This window comes from Streptomyces sp. NPDC005303 (assembly GCF_040607335.1).
Taxonomy (GTDB): Bacteria; Actinomycetota; Actinomycetes; order Streptomycetales; family Streptomycetaceae; genus Streptomyces.
In genome coordinates this window covers 1-12,062 of record NZ_JBEXGM010000037.1, presented here as the reverse complement: position 1 = coordinate 12,062, position 12,062 = coordinate 1, and the positions used below count along the sequence as shown (strand labels likewise).

The following is a 12,062-nucleotide window of genomic DNA, read 5'->3' as shown; positions in this document are numbered from 1 at the left end:
CTCATGAAGAACTATCCGCCGCAGTTCAAGGCGGACGCGGTCGCGCTGTACCAGTCGCGGCCCGAGGCGACGATCAGGCAGGTCGCCGCCGATCTGGGGATCAACCCCGAGACCCTTCGGAACTGGGTGCGGGCAGCCGGCGCGAGCCGGCCGCGTGGACGCCGGGCGGAGGTGCCGACCGAGCCGCCGGCGCCGTTGGAGGCGGAGAACGCCGCTCTGCGGAAGAAGGTCCGTGAGCTGGAGGAAGAGCGCGAGATCCTGCGGAAGGCAGCAAAGTATTTCGCCGGGGAGACGCGCTGGTGAACCGCTTCCAGTTCGTCGCCGACCATCAGCGCCGTTACGGCGTGAAGCGGCTGTGCGCCATCCTGGGCATCGCCCGCTCCAGCTTCTACTACTGGCGTCGGACGGCCGCGGACCGGGCCGCCCGGCAGGCGGCCGACGCCCGCCTCGCCTCCCGGATACGGGCCGTGCACCGCGAGTCGGACGGCACCTACGGCGTCCCCAGGATCACCGCCGAGCTCCGCGAGGCGGGCGAGCGCGTCAACCACAAGCGGATCGCGCGGGTGATGCGGGGCGCCGGGCTGGCGGGCGTGCGCTTGCGTCGCAGACACCGCACCACGGTGGCGGACCCGGCCGCGGCGAAGGCCCCGGACCTCATCGGCCGCGACTTCACCGCCACCGAGCCGAACACGAAGTACGTCGGCGACATCACTTATCTCCCGCTGGACGGCGGGAAGTTCCTGTATTTGGCCACCGTCATCGACCTCGCCTCACGCCGCCTGGCCGGCTGGGCGATCGCGGACCACATGCGCACCGACCTCGTCACCGACGCCCTGTCCGCCGCCGAACGGACCCGCGGCAGCCTCGCCGGGACGGTCATGCACACCGACCACGGGGCCCAGTACACCAGCCGGGCCTTCGCCGACGCCTGCCGCCAGGCCGGCGTCCGCCAGTCCATGAGCGCGATCGGCAGTTCGGCGGACAACGCGCTCGCCGAGTCCTTCAACGCGACGTTCAAACGCGAGACGCTTCAGGGCCGGAAGCGCTGGTCCAGCGAACACGAGGCCCGTCTCGACGCGTTCCGCTGGCTCAACCGCTACAACACCCGACGCCGACACTCCCGCCTCGGACAACGCAGTCCCATCGCCTACGAGACAGCACTCGACACAACATCAACTACCCTGGCCCAAGCCGCATAGCCCGTGTCCAAGATTCCGGGTGAAGGCCCTTGATCCCTACTGCAGCAGACTGTGTGTCACCAGGCGGAACGGGCAACTCGGTCACTCCAGGTGCGCAACCGAAGCGATCTCCACGACGGACAGGTCATCCAGCGTGGTGATCGCGCAGGAGGGCACGCCGCGCTGCATCAACTCGACCGGCACCGCATCATCACCGATCAAGGTACGCAACAGGTCCACGGTGACCCCGCCATGCGTCACCAGGGCGACAGGGCCCAGCTCTTGGTCAGGTCGAGGCAGGAGCGAAATCGCTCTGCGGCATCGTGAGAGGAGTCACCGGAAGCAGGAACGAAGTTCCGGTCCTTCACCGTGGCGGCCCAGTCCGCCAGGAAGTCTTCCATGGGCCGGGATCCGTCCCAGTTCATCCTCTCGCGCAGGCGGCCGTCCTCTCGAACGCGCAGGCCAGTCCTGGAAGCTATGGACCACGCGGTCTCGCGAGCGCGCCGCAAGGGGCTGCTGAAGACCGCGCGCACACCGACGTGCTGCACCCAATCGGCAGTCCTGGCTGCCTGCCGTCGTCCCAGTTCGGTCAGCCCCGGGTCACCGGGCTGGCGTTCCTTCTCAGCGTGCTGCACCAGATAGAAGACAGTCATGCTCGCAGCGTGGCGGTTCGGCACGACAGCCGGCCACTGAAATACCCGCGCTCGAGGCCACACCGTCGTGACCGCAACCCCAGGAGCGAGCACTCAGCACCCGGCGAACCTTCCCGGCCAGAGCACTAGCCGGGCACGGCTCATCCAGCACTCCGAGACGCTGATCACCTGGGCAGCCATCACCCTCATGACCCGCCGCCTGGCCCGCAAAGGCGCCACCCCCAGCTGGCCGAGGAAGCCGGCGCCAACCAACGGCTCCGCCCCCTAACCGCCTGACCTGTGAGAGGCGCCCGCAGGACGCTTCACGCCAAGCCTGTCCGGGCGATCAAGCTGCTCCGTCCACGACGCAAGAGGGACAAGGACTGCCGTCGGTCGACTCAGCCGTGAAGCGCTTTGCGATAGCGGACGTACTCGTTGCGGCGCTGGAAGCCCATGCTTTCGTAGAGGTCGTACGAGCGGTGGGGGTTCGCGGACCCGGTGAACAAGCGGGCGGACACTGCTCCCTGTTCGCGGAGGCTGCGCAGCCCTTCCAGCAGCAGGGCCCGCCCAAGCCCCAGGCGCCTCCAGTGCGCCTGGACGCTCAGTTCTTCGACTTCGCCCACAGTTCGGTCATGCCGACGGATGGAAGACAGGGCGACGCCGACCATGTGCTCTCCACGCCAGGCGGCCCTCCAGCAGGTCGCGTCCGCCTCGGCGAGGAAGTCCTGGAACGTCCACTGCGGGACAGAAGCGGAATCCGCGTATGAATCGACAACCGTCTTCCAGGCGGCGTGGTAGTCGCTTGGCCCGACGGAGCCCAAGATGATCCCGGCCGGCAGTTGTTTGCCGGGCTTAGGCAGCCGTCCCAGATCGGCCAATTCCAGCTCGATCACGCTGAAGACACGCTGGTAGCCGGATCCGAGCAGCAGCGCCGTCGCGTCTTCCTCGGTGGTCGTGGCGTTCGCGCCGAACACGGCCGCCTGGGCGGTTCCCTGCTGCCCTACGAGCTGGTGGATGCGGCTTTCGACCCACCTCAGCATGGCCGAGCCGACGCCCCGGCCACGGTGATCGGGGAGGAGGTAGCCGCGGTGCCGGTACAGCCACGTCCCGTCCCGTTCCCGCCACCATCTGACCGTCGTGTAGCCCACGACGTCCCCGCGGTGCACGACCAGGACCTGATTGTCTGATGGGTCGACCAGCTGAGCGGATGATTCGGCGATTTCAGCCGCCGTCGGGAGTCCCTCGACAACCGAGTGGGCGTCGATCCGATCCCGCTCCAGGCAGCTCAGCCGCACAGCGGCCATGGCGTGATGGTCTTCGTGGCCACGGTACGGCTGGAAGACGTAGCCGGCAGGAGGTTCGACCGGGTCATGGCCGCTGCCGTGGTTCATCCCCACCTCGAAGACCTCCCGGCACGTGGAACATGCGGCTTCCGCTGTTCAGCGAGCATAGGCTGAGCCGGACAAACACTTGACCCGGTTTTCCGGCGCATGACCGTCAGCTGGGAGGAAATCTCGTTCAGGCTGCCTTTGTCTCGTCTCAACGGCCCCCGTGCCCCGAATCGTCAACCGGTGATGGCGTATTGGATCCGTCACGGTCCCCGTTACCGGCCTGCCACCAGATCGTTCCGATCCTGTGTACCGGGCCGCGAACGGGCCCGGGCCGGACGCTGCGGGGATCAACGCGCCGACGGTCATGACACGGAGCGCTCTCACTCCCACTCTCGCCAGGCGGATCCCAGCCGGGCGTGCAGGACGATGCCCGGGACCCCGGCGCCGTGTTCGCAGATCTCGGCGGGGGCGCCGATGAGATGGCAGCGCACGCCAGAGCCGAGTGCGAACAAGGTGGAGGCCAGGGCGGCATCGCCGGTGTCCGCGCAGCGAAGTTGGCGCAGGTCGAGAAACAATTCAAGGTAGCCCTGATCAATGCAGGTACGCAGCCTCTGGTGAAGCGGGTCGCGGGTGGGGGCCGCGAGCGTTCCGCTGACCGCGAGCCACATCCGCGGCGCCGCCTCGGCCAGCACTCGCACTGGCAGGGTGACGATCTCCACCGGCTCCCCCATTGCCCGCCCGCGTCCCGACGTCATGCCGGTGAGCGGCCGCGCTCCCGGGGGGGGACACACCCGCACCCAGTCTTGCTACCACGGAGCCAACGTGGGGCCACGTCGGCGGGCGGGCCTGCGTGAAGCCTCCTCTTCCTTCTCACACTGCATAGCCGGCGATCCCCCACGCCTGATCCCTCTGGGTCGGGCCTGCTCCCGCCGCCCGCTCCCGCTCGACAGGCAGTCAAGCGGACCGCCCGGCGGTGGAGCCCCTACCGGCCGCAGGGCTCGGGCCACACCACGCCGCCCCGCCTGGCGCATCCTCGAGACCGTGTATCCGCAGGTGGAACACCTCGACCGCAAGAGCATTCTCCGTGAGAGTTTGGCCCATGAATTGCTGGTGAGTCGCTCGGGAGCAAGCCCGACCCCTGCGGACCGACCAGAGCCGCCAGGGCAGGGAGGTTCCCAGGCGACCACAGTGCGACGTCGACCGGCTGACTCACCGCCGCGACGACGTCGGACGTTGTGTGGCCGATGACCTCGTCGGTGCCCGCGGCGGGCGGAGGACAAACGCACACACCTGACGGCGATTCTTGAAAACGACCAGCGCTACTCCTCGCCTCACTTGATCAAGTCCTCAAGCGAGTGGGGAAGCCCAGTGAGCGCCGGGCCAGGAGTGAGCCGGGAGGGCCCGGTTCGATCAGTGTCCGGGCCGCGCCGGTCCTTCAAGACGCCGTGCCATGGCAGAGAGCGCACGCGTTGCGTGCTTGCCCCAGGCACCTGCCCTACAAAGTTGCGGGACTTTCAGGCGCCCGGTGCCGGAAGATGGGCGCGGGCCTCGGCGGCGTCCGGGAGCTCGGTGCCGGCGAGGAGGGTGTCGGCCTCGGCGCGGCAGGCGGCGGCCTCGGCGGGTTGGTGGGCGGCGAGGTGCGCGCGCGTGAGGTGGAGCAGGGCGATGCCGAGGCGCGTGCGGTCACTGAGGCCGCGGTAGGTCGCGACGGCCCGGCGGAATGCGTCGGCGGCGGCCGGTACGTCGCCCAGGGCGAGGAGGCTGTTGCCGACGGCTTGGCATGCCTCTGCGATGCCGGTGGCGTACGACGCCTCTTCGTAGATCACGAGGGCGGCGCGATGGTGGGCCAGGGCCTGCGCGTACTGGTCCTGCGCGTAGGCGAGGTAGCCGAGTGCGCGGAGGCTGCCGGCCATGTCTGTGCGGTTGCCGAGCTGCTCGTATGCGGTACGGCATGCCTCCAGCAGCCGCAGGGCTTCGGCGAAGCGTCCGGCCTGGGAGTAGGCGTTGCCAAGGATCAGCTGGGTATAGGGGAGGGCCAACGGCTCGTCCGGATCCGGCTGGCCGGCCATCGTCGCCAGCAGCGGCTCGAGATAGTCGATCACCCTCTGCGGCTCTCGCCGCACGAGGTGTAGGACGCCCAGATTGCGCAGCGTACGGGCTTCTCCTGGCCAGTGGCCGAGGGCGCGGTAGGCGGCCAGGGCGCCCTCCAGGTGCTCCGCGGCCTCGGCGTAGTGGCCCGCGTGACGCAGAAGATTGCCAAGTTCGCGGCGGGCGTCGGTGGCCGCGGCGGGGTCACCCACCCGCTCCCACAGCCCGACGGACTGCCGCAGCAGGTCGACCCCGTGTTCGACCTGGCCTTCGTGGTCGTAGACCTGGCCCAGCCTGAGCAGAGCGTCGGCGGTCGCCCGGTCGTCGCCCAGCCGACGTACGGCATCCAGCACATCGGTCCAGATGGCCAGGCGCGGCAGCTGGCTCGGCTGGTTCCACAGGGCTGGGTCGAGCGCCTTGGCGGTCCGGAACGCCTCGGCGTCCAGGCCCGCTTCGGTGGCAGTGCGGATGACCGCCGCGAAATCGGCCTGCGCAGACGAGTCCCAGCGGGCGGACGCGGGCCCGGCCGCATCCTCGTACCACCGCAAGAGGCGCCGCAGGACCTGCTTCCGAGCTTCCGGGCCGCCCTCACGGGCCAGCCGTTCGACGGCGAACAGACGGATGAGGTCGTGCAGTTGGTAGCCGCCCGCCGCCCCCGGCTCGACCAGCTGCGCGTCGGCGAGCCGTTCGAGCCCCAGGCGGGCGGGCTGCACCTGCCACCCCGCGGCCGCCGCGGCGGACTCCGCCGTGATCCACGCCCCCGCATACGCGCCAAGGCCGCGAAACAGGGCCTGGTCAGGCTCGGGCAGCGCCGCGTACCCGGCCTCGAAGCTCGCCCGTACAGCCAGGTCGCCGACCCGCAGCTCGTCCAGGCGGTGCCGCTCATCGTCCAGCCGCGCCACGAGTTCGGACACCGCCCACCCCGGGCGGGCCCGCAGCCGGGCGGCGGCGATACGGACCGCCAGCGGCAGCCGCCCGCACGCCCGAACCAGGGACAGCGTCGCCTCGGGCTCCGCGCCAGCCCGGTCGGAGCCCACGATCCCGGACAGGAGGGCCACCGCCTCCTGCTCGGTAAGCTCGCCTAGGGCCATCACCGCCGCCTCAGGCAGGTCCGCCAGGACGCTCCGGCTGGTGATCAGCGTCAGGCAACGCTCCCCGCCGGGCAACAGATGCCGCACCTGCCGCGCGTCCGCGGCATCGTCCAGCAGCACCAGCAGCCGCCGGCCCGCCGTCCGGCTCCGGAACCGGACCGCGAGGTCGTCCACGCCGCCGCGCTGCTCGTCCTCCCCCGCCCCCAGCGCCGCCAAGAACCGCGACAGCACCGCCGCCGGATCAGCCCGATCCCCCCGGCCTGCCCCGAGGTTCACGTACAGCTGACCGTCCGGATACCTGTCACGTATCCCATGACCGAGCCTGATCGCGAGCGTCGACTTCCCCATCCCCGCCGCGCCGACGACAGCGACCACCCGCTTCCGCGCCGCCACGATCCGCCGCAGCTCCCGCAGGTCCGCCGTCCGCCCCGCGAAATCACCGATGGGCACGGGCAGTTCGGCGGGCGCCACCCAGCGCAGCGTCCCGCCACCGCCCGCCGCAGGATCTGCCGGGGCCTCCGCCACACGCTGCTGCCAGACCGCGAAGCCCACCGTCACCAACGCCAGCACCACCACCAGCGGCCACGCCAGCCCCCTCAGCCAGCCCACCGGCCCCGGCAGCGTGCCACCGGTCGCCACGTTCACCGCCACCGCGAGCAGCACCGACAGCAGACTCGACGCCGACGCCAGCACGATCACCACGTTACGCCGCCGCATGATTCCCCCTCATCCCGGTCACCCCAGTCTGGCAGTGCCCCATCCACCTCCGTCACCAGCCCAGCCTCAGAGCCAGTACGTCCAGGCGACGGCCGCGGGCCCCTCAGCCTGGGGGCACGGCCGGTGCTGTCGAACCGTCACATCGGCGGACCAGGCGGCAGCTGGGGACTGTCAAACGAGTGGTGTAACTGGGGTAGTTGAGGGTTAGTGACGGGCTGCGGAGAGGCGGCCGTCGAAGGTGATGTCGAAGGCGTTGAGGGCGGTTTTCCAGCGCATGGTCCAGCGGGCTTGTCCCTTGCCGGTGGGGTCGAGGGACATGATCGCCATGTAGACGCACTTCAACGCGGCCTGCTCGTTGGGGAAGTGTCCCCGGGCTTTGACCGCGCGCCGGATGCGGGCGTTGACCGACTCGATCGCGTTGGTGGTGCAGACGATCCGGCGGATCTCGGTATCGAACCGCAGGAAGGGGGTGAACTCCTCCCAGGCGTTCTCCCACAGTTTCACGATCGCCGGATACTTCCTGCCCCAGGCATCGGCGAACTCCGCGAACCGGTCCAGGGCGGCCTCCTCGGTCGCAGCGGTGTAGACGGGCTTGAGCAGACGCGCGATCTTGTCCCAGTCCTGGCGGGCGGCATAACGGAAGGAGTTCCGCAGCAGAGGGACGACGCAGGTCTGCACGATCGTCCGCGGCCAGACCGCCTCCACCGCCTCGGACAGGCCCTTGAGCCCGTCGCAGACCAGCATCAGCACGTCGCCGACACCGCGGTTCTTGATCTCGGTGACAATGTGCATCCAGTGCTTGGCACCCTCACCGCCGTCACCGGCCCACAGCCCGAGAATCTCCCGCCGGCCCTCCACCGTGACGGCCAGGGCCACATAGATGCGCCGGTTCGCCACCTCACCGTCCCGGATCTTGGTTCTGTCGACGATCTTGTGATCCGGACGGTCGAAGCTCATCGTGTGAGCAGGACGCGTTTGCGAAGGAGATCGAGGCTGGCGCGGCCGAACATCTGGCGTTTCAGCATTTTCAGTCGGTTGATGTTGCCCTCGACGGCGCCGGAGCTGTGGGGCAGGGACAGGCCGTTGCGGACGGCGTCGAAGTCGCGGCGGAGGTTGCGGGCGAAGCCCGCAAGCGGAGCCAGGCTGTCCCGTTCGACGTCGGTGATCCAGTCCTCGAGGCGGTCACCGTGGCGGCTGGTCATCATCGCGGCGAACTTCCTGACATGAAGAGTGAGCCGGTCGAGTTCGGGATCGCGCTCACGCAGCCAGTGCAGCTTGTCGGCGTCCTCGTCCCGCAGGTGCTCGGGGTGGGTCATGATCCAGGAGGTGACCTCGCGGACCGACGCAGGCTTGGGTCCCGGGTCGGGTGCGTGTCCGCGCCCGGTCCGGTAGCGCCGCAGGTGACGCTGGACAGCCAACTCGCCGCCCGGATAGCCGAGTTCCTGGATCTCCCGGTAGAGCTGGGCGGCGTTTCGGACGCCTTCGTTCCAGCGCCGGTGCAAGTGACCGACGTACCGGTCGACGATATGTGCCCGCTGCAGGCTCTTGGCGACGACATCGTCGGCGGAGCGGGCGCCCACCAGCTTGCGGACGGTCGCCTGGTGCAATCCGAGCTTCCGGCCGATCGCCGCCTTCGGCATCCCTGTTCCCACAGCTCATGGATGGCGGCGTGCTGCTCACGCAGCCGGGCCACGATCTTCAGTCCTTTCGGGGGCTGCACCACCTCGTGCTCCGCCGCGGGAGATTCGTGGCTGCTGGTCCGTACTGGAGTCGGTTCCGCCAGGCGGGAGCGATGGGCGTTGACCGTCTTCTCGATCGCCTGGCCGAGGTTGGCCCACAGGTGATAGCGATCAGCGACCTGTTCGGCCTGCGGCGCGCCGACCCAAGCGCCCTCCCCGTAACCGCTGGAACGGTCCCGGCAGATGACCTTCACCTCGGGGTGATTGCGGAGCCAGGCAGCCAGGTCCTCCCCGTCGCGGCCGTCGTAGAGGTGCAGCGGCCGGTGGGTGGCCATGTCGATCAATACCGTGCCGTAGTGGCGGCCCCTGCGGAAGGCGAAGTCGTCGACGCCGAAGACCTCCACCTTGCCGATCTCCGGCTCGGGCAGGGACCTGACCAGCCGCAACAGTGTGTCCCTACCTATGGTGAGGCCGACCGCGGACGCCAGTCGGGCTCCTGCCCGGCCGGCCAGGGCCAGCCCGATCTGCGTCAACACCTCGCGCAGCAGCGGAGTATGCCGACTGTGCGGGGTGGTCAGTCCCGCGATCTGTTCGGCGAACGTCACCGCAGTGCAGGCAGGGTTTTCGCAACGGAAGCGGCGCACGCATAACTCGATCACGACACCGAGGCCGCCCACGGCGACATCACGCAGCCTGCGTACGTACCGACCGTGCACCCGGGCCGAGCTCTGACCGCACCGACAGGAGCCAGTCGCCGCCCGCACCCGCGTTCTCAGCACTACCTGATCCGGCCGCCGCTCGACCTCCTCGATCAGCAACGCGGACAGGTACGGAAACAGCTCCAGGAGCACATCATGAGAGCACGCGATGCATGATCGCGCACAGGCGGAGCAATGTACTCAGCCCTCCGGATCACAAGATCGTCGACAGAACCAAGATTCGCGATGGCAAGGTCGCCAACCGGCCCCTCTACGTTGCGATGGCCGTCACGGTCGAGGGCACCCGGGACATTCTCGGGATCTGGGTCGGTGACGGCGGCGAGGGCGCCAAGCACTGGCTCCAGGTCTTCACCGAGCTGAAGAATCGCGGAGTTGAAGGTGTCCTCATGCTCGTCTGCGACGGGCTGAAGGGCCTGCCGGACGCGGTCGAGACGGTCTGGCCCCGCACGGTCGTCCAGACGTGCATCGTTCACTTGATTCACAACAGCATCCGCTACTGCGCCCGCCAGGACTGGGACAAGGTCGCCAAGGATCTCAAGCCCGTCTACACCGCGCCGAGCGAGGCCGCCGCCACCGAACGGTTCCTGGAGTTCTCCGCGAAGTGGGGCACCAAGTATCCGGCCGTGATCAAGCTGTGGTCCGACGCCTGGGCCGAGATGGTGCCCTTCTTGTCCTTGGACGTCGAGATCCGCAAGGTCATCTGCAGCACGAACGCGATTGAGAGTGTGAACGCCCGGATCCGCAAGGCGGTTCGGGCCCGCGGCCGCTTCCCCTCGGAGGCCGCCGCGTTGAAGTGCGTCTACATGGCACTGATGAGCCTGGACCCGACCGGCAAGGGCCGCCGCCGCTGGACGATGCGCTGGAAGGCACCCCTGAACGCCTTCCAGATCGCCTTCGACGGCCGCCTGACCCCCACCGACCAGCGATAACCCAACAACCAAGATCAGCCGTTAAGTTGACACACCCCAACGCCAACGCCCGCCACCGCGACGTCCTCGCCGCCGAACGCAAAGAACGCGCCCGCATCCGCAGCGAAAAAGGGATCCGCTGGGGCGGACGGCCCCTCAAAGCCCCGGCGTGAACAACCCGGCGAACCTACGCGGTCGCGGCACTGCTACCGGGCGCCAGGTCACGGCTGCTGGAATGCGACCTCCGGATGCGTGGCCTTGGGGCCATTGAGGAGCGGCTGCGATATGTCCCGCAGGTGAAGGTCAAAGAACGCTGCCACGTAGTCGCGGGTTATGCGCCACCCGCGTTCTCCGGACAGCGGTATGGCAGGGTCCGACAGGCCCAACTGCCCGGCCAGATACGGCAGGTCCGTGAAGGAGAAGTGTTCAGCGCCGGCCACGGTCAGCCAGCGTTTCCAGCCGTTCAGGTTGTTCCACGCCTCAGGCCAGTCGGCTGTCAGGCTGTTGGGGCTGTGGGTGGACTCGGCGCCGAGCATCATGAACGGGCGCCCGCCAAGCCCTGCCGCGGCAGGGCGCAGAAAGAAGTCACCGTCCAGGTACGAACCCCGCCCGCACACGACGGTCGGCGGCCATGGTTGCCGCCGCGGTTGCACCCCCGATCGAATGCCCGCCGATTCCGGTCCGGCTCGGGGCGATCACATGCGACAGCGCCCCGGCCTGTCGGCCGTTGGTCAACTCGCTGATCACGAAGGACATGTCCTTGGCCCGGCCGCGCACGACAGCCGCCTGCTCCTCTGGAGTGTCGACCCGTTCGCAGGCCACACAGGTCAGCATCCGGCCCTCGGGGAAAGCAGTGCCGACGGATTCGTACGCGTGGTCCACCGAGGCGACGACGTAGCCTCGACTCGCGAGATCGTCAGCGAGCGAGGTCAGTGTGGTGCGCGGCATCGAAAAGCCCGGGGAGAGCAGCACCAGGGGGAAACGCCCTGGCGCCGGGCGAGTGCCCACGTACGCGTGGGTACGCGCCCCGGCAACCATCTCGTGGGGCACGACACCACCGAGCCCCCTCGCCTCCAAGAGGAGCTGCGCCTCCTCGTCGGTCATGTATGCCGCCGGTAATCCACTCGCCGAGCGTGCCGGGTAGGACACCGTCACCATCAGCTCCCGGTTACCGGCCGTCGGCACCCATGAATCGTTGCGGTTCAGGTCGACCAGGTGCAGGGTGCGGCGGCCCACGGGGTACGGACCGGTAGGGGACGGTAGTTCTAACCCGCTGCTGTACGGGACTTGGGGCGCGGCCTGCGCGGCGTTGGCGGAGGCGGCCGGTGTGGCGCCCAAAAGCGGCGCAGACAGGGCCAGGGTAAGCAGAGTGGCCAAAGCGGCCCTGCGATGTCTGGAGATCATGCAGTCGAAGCTAGGCCATGGTTCTCCACAACACAGCCCGCTCCAGGGTTACTTGGTCGTACCTCTGTCGGTGGACCCCGCCAGACCACGCAGATGAGGGCGCGGTCTGCACGGTGGAGGCGAGCGATGAGGACGTCACCGCCCATTTCAACCGCCACGGCCCCCGACCCGGCGAACCTATGCGGTCACAGCACTAGGTGTTCTACCCACAGAGGTTGGCGACGGGGCCGATGGATCGGCGGCCGGAGTCGGTGTCGCTGCTGCGGCCGTCGGCTGGAGGCGATCTTGTCGGGGTGGCCCTCGGTGACGGACTCC

Annotated in this window: 9 protein-coding genes and 5 pseudogenes; 4 read left to right on the top strand and 10 right to left on the bottom strand. The window is 69.0% G+C overall.

The window, feature by feature from the left end; all coding sequences use genetic code 11:
- Nucleotides 1–3: 3 nt before the first annotated feature.
- A protein-coding gene (locus ABZT93_RS34425) for an IS3 family transposase (RefSeq protein WP_356112092.1) occupies nucleotides 4–1,199 on the top strand; the annotation gives its coding sequence in 2 pieces (ribosomal slippage) (nucleotides 4–289 and nucleotides 289–1,199; 1,197 coding nt in all).
- Nucleotides 1,200–1,280: 81 nt separating this feature from the next.
- Here ABZT93_RS34425 and ABZT93_RS34420 read toward each other — a convergent pair.
- Together ABZT93_RS34420 and ABZT93_RS34415 are read right to left on the bottom strand one after the other, a co-directional pair.
- Nucleotides 1,281–1,418, bottom strand: a complete 138-nt coding sequence (locus tag ABZT93_RS34420) for a hypothetical protein (RefSeq protein WP_356112090.1) — start codon at nucleotides 1,416–1,418, stop codon at nucleotides 1,281–1,283.
- 17 nt (nucleotides 1,419–1,435) lie between these two features.
- A complete protein-coding gene (locus tag ABZT93_RS34415; RefSeq protein WP_356112088.1) occupies nucleotides 1,436–1,831 on the bottom strand; it encodes a histidine phosphatase family protein in 396 nt (131 codons plus the stop codon).
- A 136-nt stretch (nucleotides 1,832–1,967) separates the two neighbouring features.
- Between ABZT93_RS34415 and ABZT93_RS34410 the strand changes: the two are divergent.
- A pseudogene (locus tag ABZT93_RS34410) lies at nucleotides 1,968–2,096 on the top strand (IS5/IS1182 family transposase); the annotation flags it as partial.
- Nucleotides 2,097–2,208: 112 nt separating this feature from the next.
- Here ABZT93_RS34410 and ABZT93_RS34405 read toward each other — a convergent pair.
- The 6 genes and pseudogenes from ABZT93_RS34405 to ABZT93_RS34380 form a co-directional block, all read right to left on the bottom strand.
- Nucleotides 2,209–3,201, bottom strand: coding sequence for a GNAT family N-acetyltransferase (locus ABZT93_RS34405; protein WP_356112086.1), 993 nt, complete (start codon nucleotides 3,199–3,201; stop codon nucleotides 2,209–2,211).
- A 320-nt stretch (nucleotides 3,202–3,521) separates the two neighbouring features.
- Nucleotides 3,522–3,860, bottom strand: a complete 339-nt coding sequence (locus ABZT93_RS34400) for a hypothetical protein (RefSeq protein WP_356112085.1) — start codon at nucleotides 3,858–3,860, stop codon at nucleotides 3,522–3,524.
- Nucleotides 3,861–4,655: 795 nt separating this feature from the next.
- Complete coding sequence (locus tag ABZT93_RS34395) at nucleotides 4,656–7,037, bottom strand: tetratricopeptide repeat protein (RefSeq protein ID WP_356112083.1); 2,382 nt, start codon at nucleotides 7,035–7,037, stop codon at nucleotides 4,656–4,658.
- Between the two features lie 204 nt (nucleotides 7,038–7,241).
- Nucleotides 7,242–7,952 (bottom strand): annotated as a pseudogene (locus ABZT93_RS34390) (IS256 family transposase); the annotation flags it as partial.
- A 38-nt stretch (nucleotides 7,953–7,990) separates the two neighbouring features.
- On the bottom strand, nucleotides 7,991–8,677 hold the full coding sequence (locus ABZT93_RS34385; RefSeq protein ID WP_356112081.1) for a transposase: 687 nt from the start codon (nucleotides 8,675–8,677) through the stop codon (nucleotides 7,991–7,993).
- A gap of 194 nt (nucleotides 8,678–8,871) precedes the next feature.
- Nucleotides 8,872–9,432, bottom strand: a pseudogene (locus ABZT93_RS34380) (ISL3 family transposase); the annotation flags it as partial.
- 218 nt (nucleotides 9,433–9,650) lie between these two features.
- On the opposite strand from ABZT93_RS34380, the pseudogene ABZT93_RS34375 reads away from it, so the two are divergent.
- Together ABZT93_RS34375 and ABZT93_RS34370 are read left to right on the top strand one after the other, a co-directional pair.
- Nucleotides 9,651–10,364, top strand: a pseudogene (locus ABZT93_RS34375) (IS256 family transposase); the annotation flags it as partial.
- 38 nt (nucleotides 10,365–10,402) lie between these two features.
- Nucleotides 10,403–10,516 (top strand): annotated as a pseudogene (locus tag ABZT93_RS34370) (integrase); the annotation flags it as partial.
- A gap of 48 nt (nucleotides 10,517–10,564) precedes the next feature.
- Here the strand turns inward: ABZT93_RS34370 and ABZT93_RS34365 are convergent.
- Nucleotides 10,565–10,882: a hypothetical protein gene (locus tag ABZT93_RS34365; RefSeq protein WP_356112080.1), complete on the bottom strand. Its 318-nt coding sequence runs from the start codon at nucleotides 10,880–10,882 to the stop codon at nucleotides 10,565–10,567.
- Between the two features lie 46 nt (nucleotides 10,883–10,928).
- Nucleotides 10,929–11,747 carry a hypothetical protein gene (locus ABZT93_RS34360; RefSeq protein ID WP_356112078.1) on the bottom strand — a complete coding sequence of 273 codons (819 nt, stop codon included), beginning with the start codon at nucleotides 11,745–11,747 and terminating at the stop codon, nucleotides 10,929–10,931.
- Between the last annotated feature and the right edge of the window lie 315 nt (nucleotides 11,748–12,062).